Origin of the sequence: Pseudomonas sp. GM24, assembly GCF_000282235.1 — a bacterium.
In the GTDB taxonomy this organism is placed as follows: Bacteria; Pseudomonadota; Gammaproteobacteria; order Pseudomonadales; family Pseudomonadaceae; genus Aquipseudomonas.
The window spans coordinates 1-21,687 of record NZ_AKJR01000101.1; the positions used below are offsets into that span (position 1 = coordinate 1).

The 21,687-nt window shown below is 60.1% G+C and carries 19 protein-coding genes; 5 read left to right on the plus strand and 14 right to left on the minus strand.

Features of this window, described 5'->3' with window-relative positions:
• Nucleotides 1–24: 24 nt before the first annotated feature.
• The 5 genes from PMI23_RS13740 to leuS form a co-directional block, all read right to left on the minus strand.
• On the minus strand, nt 25–1,347 hold the full coding sequence (locus PMI23_RS13740) for a lytic murein transglycosylase (RefSeq protein ID WP_007909611.1): 1,323 nt from the start codon (nt 1,345–1,347) through the stop codon (nt 25–27).
• A 60-nt stretch (nt 1,348–1,407) separates the two neighbouring features.
• Nucleotides 1,408–1,572, minus strand: coding sequence for an alternative ribosome rescue factor ArfA (arfA, locus tag PMI23_RS13745; RefSeq protein ID WP_007909612.1), 165 nt, complete (start codon nt 1,570–1,572; stop codon nt 1,408–1,410).
• A gap of 175 nt (nt 1,573–1,747) precedes the next feature.
• Complete coding sequence (gene holA, locus PMI23_RS13750) at nt 1,748–2,785, minus strand: DNA polymerase III subunit delta (RefSeq protein ID WP_007909614.1); 1,038 nt, start codon at nt 2,783–2,785, stop codon at nt 1,748–1,750.
• A 39-nt stretch (nt 2,786–2,824) separates the two neighbouring features.
• Nucleotides 2,825–3,430 carry an LPS-assembly lipoprotein LptE gene (locus PMI23_RS13755; protein WP_007909616.1) on the minus strand — a complete coding sequence of 202 codons (606 nt, stop codon included), beginning with the start codon at nt 3,428–3,430 and terminating at the stop codon, nt 2,825–2,827.
• A gap of 87 nt (nt 3,431–3,517) precedes the next feature.
• Nucleotides 3,518–6,124, minus strand: coding sequence for a leucine--tRNA ligase (leuS, locus tag PMI23_RS13760; RefSeq protein ID WP_007949886.1), 2,607 nt, complete (start codon nt 6,122–6,124; stop codon nt 3,518–3,520).
• Nucleotides 6,125–6,379: 255 nt separating this feature from the next.
• On the opposite strand from leuS, the gene PMI23_RS13765 reads away from it, so the two are divergent.
• Nucleotides 6,380–6,703: a hypothetical protein gene (locus PMI23_RS13765; RefSeq protein WP_007909621.1), complete on the plus strand. Its 324-nt coding sequence runs from the start codon at nt 6,380–6,382 to the stop codon at nt 6,701–6,703.
• A 104-nt stretch (nt 6,704–6,807) separates the two neighbouring features.
• Nucleotides 6,808–7,569: a YdcF family protein gene (locus PMI23_RS13770; protein WP_007909635.1), complete on the plus strand. Its 762-nt coding sequence runs from the start codon at nt 6,808–6,810 to the stop codon at nt 7,567–7,569.
• Between the two features lie 87 nt (nt 7,570–7,656).
• Here the strand turns inward: PMI23_RS13770 and lnt are convergent, their stop codons facing one another.
• The 5 genes from lnt to miaB all read right to left on the minus strand — a co-directional run bounded on the left by lnt (nt 7,657) and on the right by miaB (nt 13,031).
• The gene (lnt, locus tag PMI23_RS13775; protein WP_007909640.1) at nt 7,657–9,180 is read right to left on the minus strand and encodes an apolipoprotein N-acyltransferase; all 1,524 of its coding nucleotides are present in this window, start codon (nt 9,178–9,180) and stop codon (nt 7,657–7,659) included.
• Nucleotides 9,181–9,194: 14 nt separating this feature from the next.
• Complete coding sequence (locus tag PMI23_RS13780) at nt 9,195–10,034, minus strand: HlyC/CorC family transporter (protein WP_007909641.1); 840 nt, start codon at nt 10,032–10,034, stop codon at nt 9,195–9,197.
• Nucleotides 10,035–10,039: 5 nt separating this feature from the next.
• Nucleotides 10,040–10,534, minus strand: a complete 495-nt coding sequence (gene ybeY / locus PMI23_RS13785) for an rRNA maturation RNase YbeY (RefSeq protein ID WP_007909643.1) — start codon at nt 10,532–10,534, stop codon at nt 10,040–10,042.
• A complete protein-coding gene (locus tag PMI23_RS13790) occupies nt 10,527–11,525 on the minus strand; it encodes a PhoH family protein (protein WP_042704951.1) in 999 nt (332 codons plus the stop codon). Before PMI23_RS13790 ends, ybeY begins: the two co-directional genes overlap by 8 nt.
• 177 nt (nt 11,526–11,702) lie before the next feature.
• A complete protein-coding gene (gene miaB, locus PMI23_RS13795; protein ID WP_007909647.1) occupies nt 11,703–13,031 on the minus strand; it encodes a tRNA (N6-isopentenyl adenosine(37)-C2)-methylthiotransferase MiaB in 1,329 nt (442 codons plus the stop codon).
• A 133-nt stretch (nt 13,032–13,164) separates the two neighbouring features.
• Here miaB and PMI23_RS13800 point away from each other — a divergent pair, with 133 nt between their 5' ends.
• Nucleotides 13,165–13,494, plus strand: a complete 330-nt coding sequence (locus PMI23_RS13800; RefSeq protein WP_003185742.1) for a DUF1820 family protein — start codon at nt 13,165–13,167, stop codon at nt 13,492–13,494.
• A 124-nt stretch (nt 13,495–13,618) separates the two neighbouring features.
• On the opposite strand, the gene PMI23_RS13805 is transcribed toward PMI23_RS13800, so the two are convergent.
• The 4 genes from PMI23_RS13805 to PMI23_RS13820 form a co-directional block, all read right to left on the minus strand.
• A complete protein-coding gene (locus PMI23_RS13805; protein ID WP_003228518.1) occupies nt 13,619–14,173 on the minus strand; it encodes a tetratricopeptide repeat protein in 555 nt (184 codons plus the stop codon).
• A gap of 225 nt (nt 14,174–14,398) precedes the next feature.
• Nucleotides 14,399–15,682, minus strand: a complete 1,284-nt coding sequence (hemL, locus tag PMI23_RS13810) for a glutamate-1-semialdehyde 2,1-aminomutase (protein WP_007909648.1) — start codon at nt 15,680–15,682, stop codon at nt 14,399–14,401.
• 15 nt (nt 15,683–15,697) lie between these two features.
• Nucleotides 15,698–16,321 carry a thiamine phosphate synthase gene (gene thiE / locus PMI23_RS13815; protein WP_007909649.1) on the minus strand — a complete coding sequence of 208 codons (624 nt, stop codon included), beginning with the start codon at nt 16,319–16,321 and terminating at the stop codon, nt 15,698–15,700.
• 18 nt (nt 16,322–16,339) lie between these two features.
• Nucleotides 16,340–17,137: a hydroxymethylpyrimidine/phosphomethylpyrimidine kinase gene (locus PMI23_RS13820; protein ID WP_007909650.1), complete on the minus strand. Its 798-nt coding sequence runs from the start codon at nt 17,135–17,137 to the stop codon at nt 16,340–16,342.
• A gap of 347 nt (nt 17,138–17,484) precedes the next feature.
• On the opposite strand from PMI23_RS13820, the gene PMI23_RS13825 reads away from it, so the two are divergent.
• Both PMI23_RS13825 and PMI23_RS13830 read left to right on the plus strand, forming a co-directional pair.
• Complete coding sequence (locus PMI23_RS13825; protein WP_007909651.1) at nt 17,485–19,839, plus strand: hybrid sensor histidine kinase/response regulator; 2,355 nt, start codon at nt 17,485–17,487, stop codon at nt 19,837–19,839.
• Nucleotides 19,840–19,934: 95 nt separating this feature from the next.
• Entirely contained in the window at nt 19,935–21,584 is a 1,650-nt protein-coding gene (locus PMI23_RS13830) for an acyl-CoA dehydrogenase family protein (protein WP_007909652.1), read from the plus strand.
• The last annotated feature ends 103 nt before the right edge of the window (nt 21,585–21,687 follow it).

Genomic DNA, 21,687 nt, shown 5'->3' on the forward strand with positions numbered 1-21,687 from the left:
GGCTGCGATCTTTTGATTTTTACTTTATTGGTTGCGCAGGCTTTCCAGCAACTTGTGCGTCGGATACCCATCCGCCGGCCAGCCAAACGACTGCTGGGCACTGCGAATCGCTTTGCGCGTATTGGCGCCGATGATCCCGTCCGCTGTGCCGGCATCGTAATTGCGAGCGCTCAGCAATGTCTGCAATTCCATACGCTCGGTGCGGCTCAGCGGCAGGTCATCTTTCGGCCAACTGCCGTTGATCAAACCGCCACCGCTGAAACGCTCGGACAACAGGCTCACTGCCAGCGCGTACGACGAGGAGTTGTTGTACTTGAGGATCGCGCGGAAGTTGTCGAGGATCAGGAACGCCGGCCCACGATAACCAGCCGGCAGCAGCAGTGCGGCAGAAAGCTGTTCAGAGCCTGCTGGCACCTGACCGCCATTCGGCAGAGTCACGCCCAACTGACGCCATTCGGCGACGCTCTTGCGAATCGCACCATCAGCCAGTGTGTAGTTGAAGCTGCTCGGCAACTGCACTTCAAACCCCCACGGCTGACCACGCTGCCAGCCGGAGCTTTGCAGGTAGTGCGCGGTCGATGCCAGTGCGTCAGCAGGGCTGCCCCAGATATCGCGGCGACCGTCACCGTCGAAGTCCACGGCATGAGTGTTGTAGGTGGTCGGAATGAACTGGGTCTGCCCCATCGCGCCAGCCCAGGAACCGAGCATCTTCTCCGGCGTGATATCGCCTTGTTGCAGGATCTGCAGGGCGGCGATCAGCTGTGCATGAGCAAAGCCCGGGCGGCGGCCTTCGTAGGCGAGGGTGGCCAGCGAGTTGATCACCGACTTGCTGCCCTGAAACTGGCCGAAGTTGCTTTCCATGCCCCACACCGACACTAGTGCCTGGCGGTCGACGCCATATCGCTGTTCGATGCTTTGCAGAATATCGGCGTACTGACTGATCAGTGCCTGGCCTTTACGCACACGCAGTGGCGACAGGGCGCCGTCGAGGTATTCCCACACCGGGCGGGAGAACTCCGGCTGACTGCGATCGGCACGAATCACACTGGCGTCGAAGCTGACATTGGCAAACGCCTGATCAAACAGCTCGGCACGAATCCCGGCGGCCAGGGCATCTTTGCGAAAGCTCGCCTGCCATTCGGCAAAGGTCTGCGTTGGCTGCAGATCGAGAGGGTCGGCGGACGGCACTACCGGCGGGATGATCGCTGGGGCCGTGGCGACAGGAGCGGCTTGAAGAGGTTGCGCATCGGCTGCGGTCGGTTTTTCCGCACAAGCGACAAGCAGAATGAAGCTGGAGGCAGCGATCAGTTGGCGAACAGGCCAACGACGGGAAAGACTTAGGGGCATGCACAGTTCCAGGAAAACGAATCAGGTGCAGACCTTAACATGACCGGGGGGTACTGCGCTTTAAGCGGCCAGAAAGTAAGAAGCCTCCCAGCTGTCAGACTGGAAGGCTTCGCGGCGGTAGCTGCCTTTACCCTTGATTGGTCGTTCCTGGCGGCTGCGGAACAGGGGTTGGGCGACAATGGATTTGGCCTTGTTGGGGCCATGTTTCGATGGCTTTTTGCTCATGAGGGTTCTCTCGAGTGAGTGGGTTTTGCGGGGGAAATAATCTGCCGATGTTGGGCATCTGTCTATAGTGCAAATGCAGGCGTGCATTGTAGGAAACAAGATCAAAAGATTGCAGCGTGCCGCAGCTCCTACAGGGATTGGTGTAGGAGCTGCCGAAGGTTGCGATCTTTTGATCTTATTCGGCAGGCAGTGAAAGTCGCTGGCCAGCCATCAATAGAGCCAGACGACTCAAGCTCATCCACGGCGACCCGGCAGCCTGGCCCTTGATCTGCGCGTCAATACGCTGAGCCTCAAGCAACAACTGCGCCCAGCGTTGTGCCGAGTAGCGTTGCAGGGCTTTGCTCATCAACGGTTTGCGCTTGTCCCAGACCGGCGGTTTCGCCTGACTGAAGCACTTGTCCAGCGGCGTGCCCTGGCTGTACTGCAACGAGATATTGGCCAGCAGACGCAACTCCCGCGCCAGTGCCCAGAGAATCACCGGTGGCTCGACACCCTCGCCACGCAAGCCTTCCAGCATGCGCAAGGCATGGGCCGGCTCGCCGTTGAGCACGGCGTCGGTCAAACCGAACACGTCAAAACGTGCACTGTCCGCCACAGCGGCCTGCACGGTTTCGACTGTGATCTGGCCACCCTCGGCCATCAACTTGAGCTTTTCGATTTCCTGCGCGGCAGCGAGCAAGTTGCCCTCGACACGTGCAGCAATCAATTCGACCGCGTCCTGGCTGGCCGACAATCCGGCCTGAGACAAGCGCTGACGAATCCAGTTCGGCAGCTGATTGGCATCCACCGGCCAGATCTGAATGAACTGGGTCTGTTGGCCTTCAACCAGCGCCTTGCCCCACTTGGTCTTCTGCGCGCTGCCATCGAGTTTGGGCAAGCTGATCAGCAGCACAGTGTCTTCAGCCGGACGCGAGCAATATTCGATGAGTGCGGCAGCGCCCTTGTCACCAGGCTTGCCCGAAGGCAGGCGCAGTTCCAGCAGACGCTTTTCTGCGAACAACGACATGCTGGCGCCGGCCTGCAACAACGTGCCCCAATCGAAATTGGCGTCGGCGGCAAAGACCTGGCGTTCGTCGAAACCTTGCTGGCGCGCAGCACTGCGGATGGCGTCGGCGGCTTCCTGACACAACAGCGGGTCATCGCCGCTGATGATGTAGACGGGGCCGAGAGCACCTTGCAGGTGTTTACCGAGTTGGGCGGGAGCGAGCTTCATAAGAAAGGTCGAACGGGGCGCCTGAGCGCCCCGAACGTCTTACTGCTGCGGTATTTCGAGCGGCGACTGACGCGGGGTTTCCGCTTCAGCCTTTTGCGCCGCTTGCAGTGCATCGGCTTCTGCCTTGGCGCGATCATTGGCCGCTTGCTGCAGTTGTTGCAGTTGGCCCGGCGTCAGTTGCTGCAGACGCAGCATCATGCGCTGAACCAGTTCGCGGCGGGTTTCGCGGCGGGCGTCGTTGGCTTCCTGATCGGAGCCCACGAGGTTGTTACCGTCGTGAATGAACACTTTCTGCACTTCCAGCTTGTCGCTCAGCAGTTGCAGGTTCTTGTCACCACGGATCTCGTAGTTCAGGACTGTATTGACCTGATATTCGCCCGTACGGCCGGCACCGGCGTAGCTGAGGATGCGCTGGCTTTCCTGCTCGTCAGCCAGGAACAGCTTGTACGGAGCGCCGCTGTAAACCTTGACGCCGCTCGACTCCAGCACCTGACGCAGTTGCGTGACCGTCTCGCCGTAGGCGTTGCGGGCGCTCAGATCAAGTTCCTTGATTGACAGCTCGTTGGTGCCGGTGCCGCGCAGCTGGAAACCGCAGGCGCTCAAGAGAACGGCGAGGCCCATCACCAGCAGATTGCGTTTGATCATTGTGTTGCTCCCCTTGAAACCACGTGGGCCGACGGTGCGGCCCGAAAGGTTTTACTTGGCGTCAGGCGAACCTGACGCCCGATCCAATTAGCTGGCGACGATATTGACCAGTTTCCCGGGCACTACGATCACTTTACGAATGGTCAGACCGTCGACGAAACGCAGTACGTTTTCGTTGGCGCGTGCTGCCGCTTCCACTTCTTCACGGGTTGCGCTGGCTGGCATGTCGATCTGGCCACGCAGCTTGCCGTTGACCTGGATAACCAGGGTCAGGCTGTCTTGCACCAAGGCGCTTTCGTCCACTGCTGGCCAACCGGCGTCGATCACTGCGTCGGCGTGACCCAGTTGATTCCACAGGTTGTGGCTGATGTGCGGCGTGATCGGTGCGAGCAACAGCGTCACGGCTTCCAGGCCTTCGTGAATCAGCGCGCGATCCTGCTCGGTGCCTTGTGCGGCTTTTTCCAGCACGTTCATCAGCGTCATCACCTGAGCGATGGCGGTGTTGAATTTGTGGTTCTGGCCGACGTCGTGGCTGGCCTGCTTGATGGCCAGATGGATCGCGCGGCGAACGGCTTTTTGTTCGTCGTTCAGGCTGGCGATGTCCAGTTTGCCCGGCAAGCCCTGTGTCACGTGGGCTTGCGCCAGACGCCAGACGCGCTTGAGGAAGCGGTGCGAGCCTTCAACGCCGGAATCGGACCACTCGGCGCTCATGTCTGGCGGCGACGCGAACATCATGAACAGGCGGCAGGTATCGGCGCCGAACTGATCGATCATCGACTGTGGGTCGACGCCGTTGTTTTTTGACTTGGCCATTTTCTCGGTGCCACCGATTTCCACCGGCAGACCGTCGGATTTCAGTTTGGCGCTGATGACCTTGGCTTTGCTGTCGCGCTCGAGTTCTACGTCCGCCGGGTTGAACCAGGTGTAAGCACCATTGGCTTCGCGACGGTAGTAGGTTTCGGCGATCACCATGCCTTGGGTCAGCAGGTTCTTGAACGGCTCGTTGGAGCTGACCAGACCTTCGTCACGCATCAGTTTGTGGAAGAAGCGCGCGTAGAGCAGGTGCAGAATCGCGTGTTCGATACCGCCGATGTACTGATCGACCGGCAGCCAGTGATCGGCTGCGGATTTTTCCACCAGGCCGCCTTCAAAGTGCGGCGAGGCGTAACGGGCGTAGTACCACGACGACTCGACGAAGGTGTCCATGGTGTCGGTTTCGCGCTTGGCAGGCTGGCCGCATTTCGGGCAACTGCACTCGTAAAACTCAGGCATGCGTGCCAGCGGCGAACCGGCGCCGTCCGGCACCACGTCTTCCGGCAGGACGACAGGCAGTTGATCTTCCGGCACCGGCACGTCACCGCAGGCATCGCAGTGGATGATCGGGATCGGGCAGCCCCAGTAGCGCTGACGGCTGATGCCCCAGTCGCGCAGGCGGAACTGGGTGCGCGAGGCGCCCAGTTCTTTCTTGATCAGGGCGACTTCCATGGCGTCGAACGCGCCCGCGAAGTCGAGACCGTCGAACTCACCGGAGTTGATCAGCGTGCCGTGCTCGCCGTAGGCGTCTTGCCACGGGGCCGGGTTGCTGTCGCCGGAGCTGGTACGTACGACCGATTTAACCGGCAGATCGTACTTGTGAGCGAATTCGAAATCGCGCTCGTCGTGCGCCGGCACGGCCATTACAGCGCCGTCGCCGTAGTGCATCAGCACATAGTTGGCGACCCACACCGGGAGTTTTTCACCGGTCAGTGGGTGCTCGACGAACAGGCCGGTCGGCAGGCCTTTTTTCTCTTGAGTGGCGACGTCGGCTTCAGCCACGCTGCCGCCCTTGCATTCAGCGATGAACGCTTGCAGCTCGGAGTTGTTTTTCGCGGCCAGGGTGGCCAGTGGGTGCTCGGCAGCCACGGCGACATAGGTCGCGCCCATCAGGGTGTCCGGACGGGTGGTGAAGACTTTGAGGGTGCCGGCTTCGCCGATCGAGTCGACGTTGTACGGGAACTGCACTTCCATGCCACGGGATTTGCCGATCCAGTTGCGCTGCATGGTCTTGACCTGTTCAGGCCAGCCAGTCAGTTCGTCGAGGCTCTCCAGCAGCTCATCCGCGTAAGCGGTGATCTTGAAGTAGTACATCGGGATTTCGCGCTTTTCGATCAGCGCGCCGGAACGCCAGCCGCGACCGTCGATTACCTGCTCGTTGGCCAGAACGGTCTGGTCGATCGGGTCCCAGTTCACGGTGCCGTTTTTACGGTAGATCACGCCTTTTTCGAACAGGCGAGTGAACAGCCATTGTTCCCAGCGGTAGTAATCCGGTTTGCAAGTGGTGACTTCGCGCGACCAGTCGACCGCCAGACCCAGGCTGCGCAGCTGGGTTTTCATGTAGGCGATGTTTTCGTAGGTCCACTTGGCCGGGGCGACGTTGTTCTTCATCGCGGCGTTTTCCGCCGGCATGCCGAACGCGTCCCAACCCATTGGTTGCAGAACGTTTTTGCCAAGCATGCGCTGGTAGCGGGAGATCACGTCGCCGATGGTGTAGTTGCGCACGTGCCCCATGTGCAGCTTGCCGCTGGGGTAAGGGAACATCGACAGGCAGTAGTAAGTTTCCTTGCCTGGCTGTTCACTGACTTCAAAGGACTTTTGCTCGTCCCAGAACGACTGGGCGGCGGCTTCGATTTCACGGGGCTGATATTGTTCGTGCATGGCTACTTTTGTACTGGATAGGGGTGGCCTAATCCTCTTCAACGCAGGTTCCGGGGTTGGCCCGGACGAGCTGGAAGTGGAATTACAGGAAGCGCCGTAGCATACATGACCGCGCTTGGCCTAGGGAAACCCTGATTACAGCAGTTTGGCCCGGTCAATCCTTGGCGAGGGCCGTTGGTCGCGGCGTGCAGCCGGTTTGTGCAGCGAAGCTAAGCTCTAACTGGGGAGTGAGTCTTATCTTCAATGAGGTGAGGGATGGTGGAGCAACGGCAAAAAAACGTGACGAAACCCGAGTTGTACGAAAGGTTGATCGATCGTCTGGGGATGGCCCTGGACGCTGTAAAAACCGCTGACCGGCTGCGCGACGAGCGCCCCCTGGAACTGGAATTGCGTGGCTTGAGCCCCGCCGAGTTCAAACTGGTCAAGGCCTATCTGGATCGCAGTGAACGTGAATCGCATGGATGCCTGTCACAAGCAGTGAAGCAGCTCGATGCAGCACATTCGGCCAAGGTCATCTGGCTCAAGGACAAGGCGCCCGGCAGAGACACCGTCAAAGTACGTGCTTTGCAGGCCAAGTAAGCGCATGGCAGGTCAAGAACCGGATCTTTTTCAACAGGATCCCACCTATTGGTTGTAACGCTTTATTAACACTCTTAGGCTTCGGGCATCTCTGGAGATGCTCGATGCCCTTTCGTTATTTCATCAAACAACTTTTATTGCCGCCCGGCATTCTTTTGCTGCAGTTGCTGGCTGCGTGGTGGTTACGCCGCTCACGGCCGCGACTGGCTGGCGTGTGTTTTGCCCTTGGTTTTGGCGGGTTGTGGCTCATGAGCCTGCCTGTCGTCGTGCAATGGGGCGCCAAAGCGCTGGAGCGCGAGCCGCCGCTGGCACGTGAAGAATGGGCGACGCTGGCGCAGCGCGCGGACGCGATTGTGGTGCTGGGCTCCGGGCGCGAGCGCGGCGATCTGGCCTGGGGTGAGGATCAGCCGACCGGCGTGGGGCTTGAGCGTCAACGTTACGCGGCGCGGCTGGCGAAAGCGTCCGGTTTGCCGATTCTGACCACGGGTGGCTTGCATTACGGTACACCGCCGACCGAGGCGAAACTGATGTCGGATTCATTGCGCGACGATTTTGGCGTGATGGTGCGTTGGCAGGAAGGCGAGAGTCGTACAACGTGGGAAAACGCCAAGTTCAGCGCTGACATTCTATTGCCGCAGGGGATCAAGCGCGTGGTTGTGGTGACGCAGGCTTGGCACATGCCGCGATCAGTCTGGAGTTTTGAACAGGCAGGATTTGAAGTGGTGCCGGCGCCGGTGGGCTTTTTGGGCACTGATAACGCAAGACCGTTTGGTGGCTGGCTTCCGGAGTTCAAGTCGATCTGGCAGAGCGGGCAACTGTTGAATGAAGCGGTGGGGCAGGTGGGGTATTCGTTGTTTTATCGCTGAAGATCAAAAGATCGCAGCCTGCGGCAGCTCCTACATTGGGATTTGCGTTTTCCCTATAGGAGCTGCCGCAGGCTGCGATCTTTTGCTTTAAAGGGTTTTCGACATCCGGCTGGCCATCAGTGCCCAGCCAAACAACAGCATGCACAGGATGATCAATGGCCACGAACGCCATTGCAGGTACGGCGTCAGGTTATGCATCGGCACCACTTCGCCGTACAGAATGCCCTGTTCAAACTGCGGAATCTGCTCGGTGATCTGACCGAACGGATTGATCAACCCGGTCACGCCGTTGTTGGTCGCGCGGATCATCCAGCGCCCGGCCTCAAGTGCGCGCATCTGCGCCATCTGCAGATGTTGCAGCGGGCCAATCGAGGTGCCGAACCAAGTGTCGTTACTGATCGTCAGCAGCAGATCACTGCGCGCCGACAGGCTGGCGGCAAACTCCGGATACACCACTTCGTAGCAGATAAACGGTGCGATCTGATAACCCTTGGCCTGCAACAGTGCCTGATCCGCCGGGCCACGGGCAAAGTCGGACATTGGCAGGTCGAAGAAGGCGATCAGCCCGCGCAATACATCCTGCAGTGGCACGTATTCGCCGAAGGGCACCAGTTTCTGTTTCAGATAAGTACCGTCGCCTTCGCCGACCACGGTAATACCGTTGAAGAAGCGTTTTTCATGACGAACGGTTTCGCGAATCGGTACGCCGGTGATCAGCGCCGATTTACGCTCGGCGGCGAAGGTGCCCATCATGTTCAGGTAGCCCTCGGCGGACTCCTTGAGCACGGGCACGGCGGTTTCCGGCCAGATCAGCAGGTCCACCGGTTTCGAACGGAAACTCAAATCGCGGTACAGGGCCAGCTGCGCGTTGAGCTCGGCCGGGTCCCATTTCATGCTTTGTGCGACGTTGCCTTGAATCGCGGCAACACTCAGCGGCGCGCCGGACGGACTTGTCCAGGCATGGCCCTTGAGCGCAATGCCGGCCACCCAAGGGCCAACCAGCAGCACCAGACCGGCAACGACAAAACCTTTGCGGCCGGTTTGCAACAGACGCGGCGCGTTGTAAATCAGCGCCGCAGTCAACGCCAGTACGAACGACACCAGCCACATGCCACCGACTGGCGCGAGTCCGGACAATGGGCCGTCGAGCTGGCTGTAACCTGAGTACAGCCACGGGAAACCGGTGAGGAACCAACCACGAAATGCTTCCTGGCCGACCCACAATGCAGCAAATGCCAAGGCATCGGCCACCGGCGCCTCGTTACGGCGCAACCAGCGCGCCCATAACCAGGCGGGCAGGGCGAAGAACCAGGCAATCGCCGCCGTAAACAGCAGCATCAGGAACCCGGCCAGCAGCACCGAAGCGCCGCCGAAATGATGAATGCTGTAATAGATCCAGCTGGTACCGGCGCCGAACAGGCCGAAACCGAAACACCAGCCTCGGCCCAGCGCCTGACGCGGGCTCAGCTCGCGCAAACCGGCATAGAACAAGCCGACCGCCAGCAAAGCCAGCGGCCAGATGTTGAAAGGTGCCAGAGCGAAGGTGGTGATTGCACCGGCCGCCACGGCCAGCAGGTTACCGGGCCAGCCGGGGCGGGTTGTCCAGCGCATTTCAGTCCTTAGGATTAACGAGCAATTGGCGTCAGTCGCAGCAAATGAATCCGACGGCTGTCGGCGTTCAGGATGCGGAAACGATAGGCGCCGATTTCAGTGATTTCGTTGCGTTTTGGCAAGTGCCCGAACGCGCTCATCACCAGACCGCCGACGGTGTCGAATTCGTCATCGGAGAACTCGCTGTCGAAGAACTCGTTGAAGTTCTCGATCGGGGTCAGGGCCTTGATCAGGAAGTCACCGCTGGGCAGCGGCTTGATATAGCTGTCTTCTTCGACGTCGTGCTCGTCTTCGATGTCGCCAACGATCTGTTCCAGCACGTCTTCAATCGTTACCAGGCCGGCCACACCACCGTATTCGTCGATGACGATGGCCATATGATTGTGGTTGGCGCGGAATTCTCGCAGCAACACGTTCAGACGCTTGGATTCCGGCACGAAGGTGGCCGGGCGCAGCAGATCCTTGATGTTGAAGCTGTCGCCGTTCTCCTTGAGGATCAGCGGCAGCAGATCCTTGGCCAGCAGCACGCCCATCACGTCGTCATGGCTTTCACCAATGACCGGATAGCGCGAGTGGGCCGAGTCGACCACGGCCGGGAGAAATTCACGCGGTGTCTGGGTCGCCTTGATGCTGATCATCTGCGAGCGCGGCACCATGATGTCGCGTACTTGCAGGTCAGCCACCTGAATGGCACCTTCGACGATGGCCAGCGCTTCGCTGTCCAGCAGTTTGTTCTGATGTGCATCACGCAGTAGCTCAAGCAGCTCCTGACGGTTCTTCGGCTCGTGGGCAAAAGCCTGGGTCAGTTTGCCCAGCCACGACTTCTGCCCGTTGCTCGATCGATCTTCGCTCATAGCGATTACTCTGAATCCTTTGTTGTAACGATAGGGGATGTTTCGGGTTCGTCGTCCGCGTACGGATCGGGATAGCCCAATTCGGCAAGCAACTCGCGTTCCAGTGCTTCCATTTCTTCGGCTTCCTCGTCATCTATATGGTCGTAACCGAGTAGATGCAAGCAGCCGTGAATGACCAGATGTGCCCAGTGGGCCTTTAGTTCCTTGCCTTGTTCGGCGGCTTCACGCTCGACCACGGCCACGCAGATCACCAGATCGCCGAGCAACGGGATATCGAGAAACTCGTCGGGTACTTCCGCCGGGAACGACAGGACGTTGGTCGCGTAATCCTTGTGACGCCAGGTGTGATTGAGCTCGCGACCTTCTTCCTCGTCGACCAGACGAATGGTCATTTCCGAGTCGGCGGTGCGCTGGCGCAGGGCCAGTTCGCACCATAGGCGGAAGTCGGCTTCACTCGGCGCGCTCGCTTCAGTCGCGATTTGCAGGTCTAGCTCAAGCATTTCGCGAAGTGTCCTTGGGGGCGTCATCACGGTTTTCGAAGCGCTCGTAGGCTTCGACGATCCGCTGGACCAAAGGATGGCGCACGACGTCTTTAGGCTGGAAGTGCGTGAAGCTGATGCCCGGAACGTCTTTGAGCACTTCAATCACGTGGTGCAGGCCCGACTTGGTGCCTTTCGGCAGGTCGACCTGGGTGATGTCACCGGTGATGACTGCTGTAGAGCCGAAGCCGATTCGGGTCAGGAACATCTTCATCTGTTCGACGGTGGTGTTCTGGCTTTCGTCGAGAATGATGAAGCTGTTGTTCAGCGTGCGGCCGCGCATATAGGCCAGTGGCGCCACTTCGATGACCTGACGTTCGATCAGCTTGGCCACGTATTCGAAGCCGAGCATCTCGTAGAGCGCGTCGTAGAGCGGGCGCAGGTACGGGTCGATCTTCTGCGACAGGTCGCCGGGCAGGAAGCCGAGTTTTTCACCCGCTTCAACCGCCGGACGCACCAGCAGGATGCGGCGGATCTGCTCGCGCTCCAGGGCATCGACAGCGCACGCCACGGCCAGATAGGTCTTGCCGGTACCGGCGGGGCCGATGCCGAAGTTGATGTCGTTACCGAGAATTTCCTTCACGTAGCGCAACTGATTCAAGCCGCGCGGGCGAATCATGCCTTTCTTGGTGCGCAGGGCGACGGAGGCTTCGGCGGGGGCGTGATTGTCCAACTCGACCACGGCTGATTCCTGCAGGAACAGGTGAACCGTATCTGGCGACAGCTCTGAACCTTTGGTTTCCCGGTACAGGCGACGAATCAGATTTTCCGCAGACGTGGTGTGTTTGGGGTCGCCGATCAGCTCGAACTGGTTTCCGCGGTTGCGGATCTCGATGGTCAGGCGCTGTTCGATCAAGCGCAAATGCTCGTCGAATTGCCCGCACAGATTGGCGAAGCGGCGAGCCTCAAAGGGCTCGAGGATAAAACGATGTGGTTCTATGGGAGCGTTCAAGGTCGTATTTAGCCGCCCTGGGGCAATTAAGATGAAATCAAGGATAACGCCAGAGGCCTGGGTGCGAAAGCTCTTAAATATTCTCGGCGTCGACACCGTCAAGATCGCAGCCTTCGGCAGCTCCTACAGGGGAATGTAATCCATGTAGGAGCTGCCGAAGGCTGCGATCTTTTGCATTTATTGGATCAGCGAGCCGCGCAGCGAGTGCGGCTGTGCCGCGTCGATGTGCACGTCGGCGAACTGACCGATCAGGGTTGGATTGTCGCAGCGGAAGTTGACGATACGATTATTCTCGGTACGCCCCTGCAACTCGCCCGGGTCTTTCTTCGAGTAATCGGTGACCAGAATGCGCTGGATCGAACCGACCATTTGTCGGCTGATCTCGAAGCCTTGCTGATTCAGGCGATGTTGCAGCGCGTTCAGGCGTTCCTTCTTCAGCTCTTCCGGGGTCTCGTCGGCCAGATCGGCCGCCGGCGTGCCCGGGCGCTGGCTATAAACGAAGGAATAAGAGAAGTCGAAACCGACGTCGGCAATCAGCTTCATGGTCTGTTCGAAATCTTTCTCGGTCTCGCCGGGGAAACCGACGATGAAGTCCGAGCTGATGCAGATTCCCGGCACAGCGGCGCGCAGTTTGCGCAGCTTGGATTTGTACTCAAGCGCGGTGTGGTTGCGCTTCATTGCCGCGAGAATCCGGTCGGAGCCCGATTGCACCGGCAAATGCAGGTGTTTCACCAGTTCCGGCACGTCAGCGTGGGCCTGAATCAGGCTGTCGGAGAATTCCAGCGGGTGCGAAGTGGTGTAGCGGATGCGGTCGATGCCGTCGATGGCGGCGACAACGCGAATCAGCTCAGCGAGATCCGCCAGGCGCCCGTCATGGGTGGTGCCGCGATAGCCGTTGACGTTCTGCCCGAGCAGCGTCACTTCACGCACACCGTTTTCGGCGAGGTGGATGACTTCGGCGATCACGTCATCGAACGGCCGGCTGACTTCTTCGCCGCGGGTATAAGGCACCACGCAGAACGTGCAGTACTTGCTGCAGCCTTCCATCACCGACACATAAGCGCTCGGGCCATCGATACGCGGCTCGGGCAAGTGGTCGAATTTTTCGATTTCCGGGAACGACACGTCGACTTGCGGCAGCTTGGTGATGCGCGCGGCGTCGATCATTTCCGGCAGGCGGTGCAGCGTCTGCGGGCCGAACACGACATCGACGTATGGGGCGCGATCACGAATCGCTGCGCCTTCCTGACTGGCCACGCAACCGCCAACGGCGATCACCATCTCCGGGTTGGCCAGTTTCAGTTCGCGCCAGCGGCCGAGCTGCGAATACACGCGATCCTGGGCGCGCTCGCGGATCGAGCAGGTGTTGAGCAGAATCACGTCGGCGTCCTCCGCGCGAGCGGTGACTTCCAGGGCCTGATGTTCACCCAGCAGATCGACCATGCGCGAGCTGTCGTACTCGTTCATCTGGCAACCGTGGGTTTCGATGTAAAGCTTCTTGGCCATGGATTAGTGTCGTCACGTGATTCAAAGAACCCGGCATTATAGGGAACAAGCCCGCAGGTTCCTACCGCTGTGCGTCCGGAGGCTATGCTATAGTTTGCGCCCTCATTTTTATCCCCGATGTTATCCCCCCGCCATGACCAAACGCGAAGCTCCAATCTATAAGGTGATTTTCCTCAACCAGGGCCAGGTGTTCGAAATGTACGCCAAGCAGATCTATCAAAGTGATCTGTGGGGTTTTCTGGAAGTGGAAGAGTTCGTCTTTGGCGAGCGCACGCAAGTGGTCGTCGATCCGAGCGAAGAAAAGCTCAAGGCGCAGTTCGAAGGCGTGGTGCGCAGCTTTGTGCCGATGCATTCGATTGTGCGCATCGACGAGGTTGAGCGTCTGGGTACCCCGAAAATCAGCGAAGCACGTGGCGCGGTCGGCAACGTGATGCCGTTCCCGATGCCGATGCCTGAGAAGTAAAACCGGATCTGGATTTTTGATCGTTCCCACGCTCTGCGTGGGAATGCCGCCTTCGACGCTCTGCGTCGGTGACGTGGAGCGTCACGGGATGAGTTCCCACGCAGAGCGTGGGAACTATCGGCGGTCAGGGAAGAGGCGAGAACGGCGTACGCCCATCGGCGCTCTGCAGTTCCATCAGGTATTTACGGAAAATTTGCCCAAGCACCTGAGTGGCAGTCTCAAGGTCTTCGCGGGACATTTTTTCGGAGACTTCGTCGGCCGTGTCCAGCGCATCTTCAGCGCCGTTGACCGCCGCCATCTTCAGCACGATATACGCCTGAATGTTGTTGGCCTGCACGCCTTCACCGTGGAAGAACATCGTGCCGAGTTTGAACTGTGCCTGAGCGTGGCCTTGCAGCGAGGCCTTTTCGAAGTAGCTCAGGGCTTGATTGAGGTCGCGCGGCGCATTCTTGCCGTCGTAGTAGAACTCACCCAACTCGTATTGCGCTTGCGCATCCCCTTCGTCCGCCGCTTTCTGGCAGGCGGCCAGTGCCTGCGTGACGTCTTGCGGCTGAGTATTGAGGGTGCAACGACCCATCGCCGGGATCAACAACGAGTTGCCGCCTGCTTGTGCATGCGCGAGCAGGGGCTGAAGGAGCAACAGGCAGCCCAAGGCAAGGGTGCGGCCGGTGCGGTTCATGGGAATCGACTTACCTCTGAAGGGCACGCGGACCCATCGAGGGATCCAATAAGCGCGCATTATGAAATAAGCAGGGCCAACCTTACAAAGTCTTTACTCGTTTTTCTGCTGCACGGGGAATATATCGCCCACTTTAGGGGAGATTTTTAGCAGGAGCATCGGAAAAACAGCGCGGATGTAGGTGAATGCTGACGCTGGCGATAGCCAACGTCAGCGGCAGTGCGATTATTTCAGTGCGGCGAAGGCGCGCTCGGCAGCGTCCAGCGTCAGTTGCAACTCGGCTTCACCGTGGGCGATCGAGGTGAAACCGGCTTCGAAGGCGCTCGGTGCCAGGTAAACGCCACCTTCCAGCATCAGGTGGAAGAAGCGACCGAACAGGGCAGCGTCGCTGGCCATCACGTCTTCAAAGGTGACGATGTCATCGGCGCCGCTGAAGTACAGACCGAACATGCCGCCGGCCTGAGTGGTCACGAACGGAATGCCCGCGGCATCGGCGCGTTGTTGCAGACCGTCGAGCAGACGCGTGGTGTAGTCGGTCAACTCGGCGTGAAAGCCTGGACGACTGATCAAACGCAGCGTGGTCAAACCGGCGGCCATGGCCAGCGGGTTACCCGACAGCGTACCGGCCTGATACACCGGACCCAACGGCGCGATGCGTTCCATGATTTCACGCTTGCCGCCGAAGCAGCCGACCGGCATGCCGCCGCCGATGATCTTGCCGAAAGTGGTCAAGTCAGGATTGACCCCGTAGTACGCCTGGGCACCGCCGAGGGCAACGCGGAAACCGGTCATCACTTCGTCGAAAATCAGCACTACGCCATGCTTGTCGCACAGTGAACGCAGACCTTCGAGGAAACCTGGCGCTGGCGGCACGCAGTTCATGTTGCCGGCCACCGGTTCAACGATGATGCACGCCACGTCCTTGCCAACTTCAGCGAGCATCTTTTCAACCGCGTCGATGTCGTTGAACGGCAGGGTCAGGGTGTGTTTGGCGAATGCTGCCGGTACGCCGGCGGAGCTCGGCACGCCCTGGGTCAGTGCGCCGGAGCCGGCCTTGACCAGCAGGCTGTCGGAGTGACCGTGGTAGCAGCCTTCGAACTTGATGATGCTGTCGCGGCCGGTGTAACCACGGGCCAGACGGATCGCGCTCATGGTCGCTTCGGTGCCGGAGCTGACCATGCGCACCATGTCCATCGAGGGCACCAGCGAGCAGACCAGGTCGGCCATCTCGGTTTCCATCGCCGTCGGCGCGCCATACGACAAGCCGTGTTGCAGCTGATTGCGCACCGCGTCGAGCACGTCCGGGTGGCTGTGGCCGAGGATCATCGGACCCCACGAGCCGACGTAATCGACATAACGCTTGTCGTCTTCGTCGGTCACGTAAGCGCCTTCGGCGTGTTTGAAGAACAGCGGGGTGCCGCCCACGCTTTTGAACGCGCGAACCGGCGAGTTCACGCCTCCGGGAATGTGTTTCTGGGCATTGGCAAACAGCGTTTCGGAACGAGACATGATCGGGCTCTCAAATCAGACTTTCAGTAATTCATTGAACGCGCGGGCGCGGCGGGTCACTTCGGCGGTGCTTTCGGCACCAAACAGACCGTGAACCACGGCCAGCAAGTCGACTCCATGGGCCACCAGCGGCGCGGCGTTGTCGAGGGTGATGCCGCCAATCGCGCAGACCGGCAGGTGCAGTGTGCGCTTGGCTTCGTCGAGCAGTTCGAGGCTGCAGGTCGGCGCGCCGGGCTTGGTGTTGGAGTTGAAGAAGCGGCCGAAGGCGACGTAACTCGCGCCTTCTTTGGCCGCTTGTTCGGCCAGCGCGATTTGCGCGTGGCAGGTCGAACCGATGATCGCTTTCGAACCGAGCAGGGCGCGGGTCGGCGACAGTGGACCGTCGGTCTGACCCAAGTGCACGCCGACGTTGAGGCGTGCGGCCAGTTCAGCGTCATCGTTGATGATCAGCTGCGTCTTATAGCGCTCGCACAAATCGCGCAGTGCCTCGGCCTCGCGCAAGCGGCGGGCCTCGTCGCTGCTCTTGTCGCGGTATTGCAGCAGGGTGACGCCGCCTTCCAGCGCCGCCTCCACGTAAGACAGAAACTTGCCCGCCAGCAGTTGGCTGTCGGTGATGGCATACAGGCCACGTAGTTTCATCGGGCAGACCTCACGACGTTACGAGCAGAAATCCAGCGGCAGGCGACGCGGGACGAACTGGCCTTTGCCCAGTTGTTCGGCATCGCGCAGGGTGCGCCAGGTGTAATCCAATGCACTGCGCACGGCGCTGGCGAGGTGTTCGCCCTGCGCCAGACGACCGGCCAATGCGCTGGCCAAGGTACAACCGGAACCGTGATAACTGCCCGGCAGACGCTGGCAGATAAAGGTTTCGCGCAGACCGTCGCGGCTGTACACGCGGTTATGGATTTCAGTTTCGTCGCCGTGGCCGCCGGTGATCAGCAGGTTTTTGACGAACGGCAGGAGTTTTTCTGCGCACTCGTCCGCAGTGCCTTCGGGCAGTTCGGCGAGGATGCGCGCTTCGGGAAGGTTGGGGGTGGCAATGATCGACAGCGGCAGCAGACGCTCGCGCATCGCATAACCGACCTCGTCCTTGCCCAAGCGACCGCCGCCACCGGCGCGCAGCACCGGGTCGCAAACCACTGGCAAATGCGGGTGCGCTGAAAGCAGTTCGACAACAGTGTCGACCATTTCCAGCGAACCGAGCATGCCCAGTTTGACCGCCGCGACTTCGGAGTCGTTGAGCACGGCATTGGCTTGAGCCAGTACCCACTCACGGTCGAGGACGCGGAAGTCAGTGACGTTGACGGTGTCTTGCACGGTCAGGGCGGTGACGGCCGGAGCCGCATGGCAACCCTGCGCGAGCAGGGCTTCGATATCTGCCTGCAAGCCGGCGCCACCACTGGGGTCGTGGCCGGAGAGACAGAGGACAACGGGGCGGGAGCTGTAGATATTCATGGTGCGCGAGCTTACCACCAAAGCTGATTTTCGGGTGTGGGTGGAACAGCAAGATCAAAAGATCGCAGCCTGTGGCAGCTCCTACTAGGGAGCGCATTCAAGTGTAGGAGCTGCCGCAGTCTGCGATCTTTTTGTCTACCTGACCGATCCAACAGCTCTAGCTCGCCGCTTTGCTCTGTAACGCCCGTTCTAGAGCCTTTGTAGGAAAAATTTCAATGGTGCTCAATGGCCATCAACGGCTATGCTAGTCTGGATCCAAACCAATAACAGGTAATACCGGTTTTACGTCTACTCAAAGGGAATGGGGGGCTTCCTGACACAACCGGACGAGCCACGCTGGGGCTTCAATGCGCTATTTGCTGATGTTGCTGTTCTGCTTGCCCTTTATGGCGAGCGCCGTCGAATTCGACGAATTTACCCAGAGCCTCCCTCTGGGCCGATCACTGCAAGTGTTCGAAGACCCCAGTGGTCAGGCGAGCATTGCCGATGTTCGTGCGCAGGCTGCCGCCGGTAATTTCAAACCTCACGATAAAGCCACGCTCAATGCCGGATACTCGCGCTCGGCGTTCTGGCTGAAGATCGACCTGCATTACCGTCCGAGCAATCCCGCCGCCCAACGCACCTGGCTGCTGGAACTGGCGTATCCACCGCTCGACCATCTCGACCTCTACATGCCTGACGCCAGTGGCGACTACCGCCTCGTCCGGCAAACCGGCGACGCCCTGCCGTTCGCCAGTCGCGAGATCCGCCAGAACAACTATTTGTTCGACCTTTCATTCACGCCGAATCAACAGCAAACCGTGTACCTGCGACTGGCCAGCGAAGGCTCGATTCAGGCACCGGTGACGTTATGGTCGAGTACTGCGTACCTCGAAGACCAACCGGTGCGCCTGTATGTGCTGGGCATCATTTATGGCGTGCTGTTGGGGATGCTGGTTTACAACCTGTTCATCTTCCTCAGCGTGCGCGACACCAGCTATCTCTATTACATCTTCTATATTGCCTCGTTCGGCCTCTATCAACTGTCGGTGAACGGTGCTGCAGTCGAGTACTTCTGGCCTGACAACCCATGGTGGGCCAACGCCGCGACGCCATTCTTCATCGGCTGTGCGGGGCTGTTCGGCAGTCAGTTCGCCCGCAGCTTCCTGCAGACCAAAAACCACAGCCGTTGGCTCGATCGCTTGCTGATTGCGCTGATCGCGTTCGGCGCGCTGGTGGTTGGTTTGTCGCTGATGACCAGTTACGCGTTGTCGCTGCGTCTGGCGACGATACTGGCGCTGACCTTTACGGTCGTGATTTTCGCCGCCGGGATTCTGGCCTGGTGGCGCGGCTTGCGGGTGGCACGTTACTTCATCATTGCCTGGTCGGCGTTCCTGCTTGGCGGCATCGTCAACACCCTGATGGTGCTCGGCCTGCTGCCGAACGTGTTCCTGACCATGTACGCCAGCCAGATCGGTTCGGCCATCGAAGTGGCGCTGCTGTCGCTGGCGCTGGCCGACCGCATCAACGCGATGCGTGAGCAACAGGCGCAGACGTTGTACGACGCCGGGCAGAAACTCGAAGTGCTCAACCAGCAACTGGCCCACAGCAACAAGCTCAAGGATGAATTCCTCGCGACCCTGACGCATGAACTGCGCACGCCGATGAACGGTGTGATCGGTTCGCTGGAACTGATGCAGACCGTCGATCTGGATCCGGAGCTTGAGCAATATCAGCAAACCGCCGCCGGTTCCGCGCGGGACATGATGCGCATGGTCAACGGCATCCTCACCCTCACCGAATTGCAGGCCGGCAAACTCAAGGCTGCGCCGGGCAGTTTCAGCCTGCGTGCGGTGGTCGAAGCATTGCGCGTGCAGTTCGACGGCAACGCGGCGAGCAAGTCGCTGGATTTCAAGGTTGAAGTACTGCCGACCTTGCCGGATCGCTTGTATGGCGACAGCGCCAAACTCGCGCAATGCCTGGAATGCCTGCTGGATAACGCGATCAAGTTCACCCGCGTTGGTGGTCTGGCACTGCGGGTTACCGGCAAACCGTCGACGGGCAATCGTTTGGCCCTGTCGTTTGCGGTGATCGACACCGGCATCGGTTTCACCGATCTGGGCGAGGCGACGATGTATCAGCGCTTCTTCCAGCTCGACGGCTCGATGACCCGCGAATATGGCGGATTGGGCGTCGGCCTGGCGATCTGCCGACAGTTGGTCGAGCTGCTCGACGGCAAGCTCACGCACCGCTCGGAACCCGGGCGTGGCAGCCGCTTCCAGCTGGATGTCGAGTTCGAACTACCGGTAATTGAACCGGCGTCGATCCCGGCGCCTTCGCGCCATTTTGTGCGCGCACCGCAGGACTGCACGGTGTTGCTGGTGGACGACAACAGCGTCAACCAACTGGTGATGCGCGGCATGTTGCTCAAGCTCGGCTTCCGCGTGCGTACCGCCGATAACGGCGCGGCGGCGCTGGATTGCTTGCAGCGTGAGGCCTTCGATGCAGTGCTCATCGATTGCCAGCTACCTGCTCAGGAGGGCGCAGCGTTGTGCTGCCAGATTCATGCATTGCCGGGCTGCGCGAATCTGCCGGTGTTTATGCTGGCGCTGACCGTCGAGCGGGAACTTTGCACGCCTGGCGCGCCCATCGATTACTTGAACAAACCGGTGAAATTCGAAGAGTTGCAGTCCGCGCTGGAGCGCCGGGTGCTGTGTTGCTGACAGGGTAAAAGCGCCGCAAAATCGGCGGATATGACACTTTGATCGATCTTGGGGCGGTGCTTAACTGACCTTCTGGATGACCAAGGAGCCCCGTCATGAACCTGCATCAGTTCGCCGAAACCCACGAAGTCACCAACCAGCCGCCGTCGCTGGACGGCACCAATCTGTATCGCATCGACCTGCCATTGCAGGAGTGGTCGCGGCGCTTTGGTGCCGGGTGGGCGGAGTCGCGGATCGATGCCTACGGCGCGCTCGCCGGTGGCCCGCTGATGGAAGCCGGGTTCCTCGCCAACCAGAACAAACCGGTGTTTGCCAGCCATGATCGCTACGGCCATCGCATTGATCTGGTGGAATTTCATCCGGCTTATCACCAACTGATGCGCACCGCGATTGAACATGGTCTGACCTCGCTGCCATGGACTCATCCGCAGGACGGTGCTCACGTCGCCCGCGCGTCCATGAGCTATCTGCACAGCCAGGCAGAGGCGGGCAGCGGCTGCCCGTTGACCATGACCTTCGCCAGCGTGCCGGCCCTGCGTTTGCAGCCGAATCTGGCAGAACAATGGCTGCCGAAAGTCCTCGCCACGGAATACGATCCGCGCAACGTCGGTATGGCGCACAAGGCCGGCGTGACCATCGGCATGGCCATGACCGAGAAACAGGGCGGCACCGACGTGCGCGCCAACACCACCAAGGCTTACCCGGTCGGCGCCAGTGGCCCGGGCGAGGCCTATGAACTGGTCGGGCACAAGTGGTTCTGCTCGGCGCCGATGTGCGATGCCTTCCTGACGCTGGCGCAGACCGACAAGGGTTTGACCTGCTTCCTGCTGCCACGCCATCGCCCGGATGACACGCGTAATCAGTTCTACATCCAGCGTCTGAAAAACAAACTCGGTAACCAGTCCAACGCCTCCAGCGAAGTGGAGTTCCGTGGCGCGCTGGCGTGGATGGTTGGCGAGGAAGGGCGCGGTGTGCCGACCATCATCGAAATGGTCGCCATGACCCGATTTGATTGCATGGTCGGTTCCAGCGCGCTGATGCGCCAGGCGCTGACCCAGGCCAGCCACCACTGCGCGCACCGCAAGGTCGGCGGCAAACTGCTCAGCGAACAGCCATTGATGCAGAACGTACTGGCAGATCTGGCCCTGGAAAGCGAAGCCGCGCTGGCCCTGAGTTTACGCATGGGCAAGGCGCTGGATCATCTGAATGATCGCCACGAAGCGCAATTCGCGCGGCTGGTGACAGCGGTGGGCAAGTATTGGATCTGCAAACGTGCGCCGGGGATGATCAATGAAGCGGCCGAGTGCATGGGCGGCGCCGGGTATGTCGAGGACAGTATCCTGCCGCGCCTGTACCGCGAGGCGCCGGTGAATTCGACGTGGGAAGGTTCGGGGAATGTGCAGTGCCTCGACGTGCTGCGCGCGTTGTCGAAAGAGCCGGGTGTGCTGGATGTGTTGTTCAGCGAACTCGGTGATGGACATGGTGACAAACGGCTGGCCGCGCATATTCAGCAATTGCAGGCGCAGTTCAAGGACACCAGTGATATTCAGTACCGGGCGCGGCAACTGACCGAAGACATCGCGCTCGGTTTGCAGGCCAAGCTGTTGCTTGAGGCCGGTAACTCGGCGGTCAGTGACGCATTCATTGCCAGCCGATTGAGCGGTGGTGGCCGCGTGTACGGCGCCTTGCCGCGTGGGCTGGACGTCGAAGCTATCGTCGCCCGCTCGACCCCGCAAGGTTTCTGACCGCAATCTCCCCAACACTACAAAACCCTGTGGGAGCTGGCTTGCCAGCGATGGCGGCATGTCAGTCAACATTGACGTTGGCTGACACGGCCTCATCGCTGGC

Excerpts from the sequence above, each read along its gene's own strand:
- PMI23_RS13740 (WP_007909611.1), bottom strand. The coding sequence starts at position 1,347 with ATGCCCCTAAGTCTTTCCCGTCGTTGGCCTGTTCGCCAACTGATCGCT.
- arfA (WP_007909612.1), bottom strand. The coding sequence starts at position 1,572 with ATGAGCAAAAAGCCATCGAAACATGGCCCCAACAAGGCCAAATCCATT.
- holA (WP_007909614.1), bottom strand. The coding sequence starts at position 2,785 with ATGAAGCTCGCTCCCGCCCAACTCGGTAAACACCTGCAAGGTGCTCTC.
- PMI23_RS13755 (WP_007909616.1), bottom strand. The coding sequence starts at position 3,430 with ATGATCAAACGCAATCTGCTGGTGATGGGCCTCGCCGTTCTCTTGAGC.
- leuS (WP_007949886.1), bottom strand. The coding sequence starts at position 6,124 with ATGCACGAACAATATCAGCCCCGTGAAATCGAAGCCGCCGCCCAGTCG.
- PMI23_RS13765 (WP_007909621.1), top strand. The coding sequence starts at position 6,380 with ATGGTGGAGCAACGGCAAAAAAACGTGACGAAACCCGAGTTGTACGAA.
- PMI23_RS13770 (WP_007909635.1), top strand. The coding sequence starts at position 6,808 with ATGCCCTTTCGTTATTTCATCAAACAACTTTTATTGCCGCCCGGCATT.
- lnt (WP_007909640.1), bottom strand. The coding sequence starts at position 9,180 with ATGCGCTGGACAACCCGCCCCGGCTGGCCCGGTAACCTGCTGGCCGTG.
- PMI23_RS13780 (WP_007909641.1), bottom strand. The coding sequence starts at position 10,034 with ATGAGCGAAGATCGATCGAGCAACGGGCAGAAGTCGTGGCTGGGCAAA.
- ybeY (WP_007909643.1), bottom strand. The coding sequence starts at position 10,534 with ATGCTTGAGCTAGACCTGCAAATCGCGACTGAAGCGAGCGCGCCGAGT.
- miaB (WP_007909647.1), bottom strand. The coding sequence starts at position 13,031 with ATGGCCAAGAAGCTTTACATCGAAACCCACGGTTGCCAGATGAACGAG.
- PMI23_RS13800 (WP_003185742.1), top strand. The coding sequence starts at position 13,165 with ATGACCAAACGCGAAGCTCCAATCTATAAGGTGATTTTCCTCAACCAG.
- PMI23_RS13805 (WP_003228518.1), bottom strand. The coding sequence starts at position 14,173 with ATGAACCGCACCGGCCGCACCCTTGCCTTGGGCTGCCTGTTGCTCCTT.
- hemL (WP_007909648.1), bottom strand. The coding sequence starts at position 15,682 with ATGTCTCGTTCCGAAACGCTGTTTGCCAATGCCCAGAAACACATTCCC.
- thiE (WP_007909649.1), bottom strand. The coding sequence starts at position 16,321 with ATGAAACTACGTGGCCTGTATGCCATCACCGACAGCCAACTGCTGGCG.
- PMI23_RS13820 (WP_007909650.1), bottom strand. The coding sequence starts at position 17,137 with ATGAATATCTACAGCTCCCGCCCCGTTGTCCTCTGTCTCTCCGGCCAC.
- PMI23_RS13825 (WP_007909651.1), top strand. The coding sequence starts at position 17,485 with ATGCGCTATTTGCTGATGTTGCTGTTCTGCTTGCCCTTTATGGCGAGC.
- PMI23_RS13830 (WP_007909652.1), top strand. The coding sequence starts at position 19,935 with ATGAACCTGCATCAGTTCGCCGAAACCCACGAAGTCACCAACCAGCCG.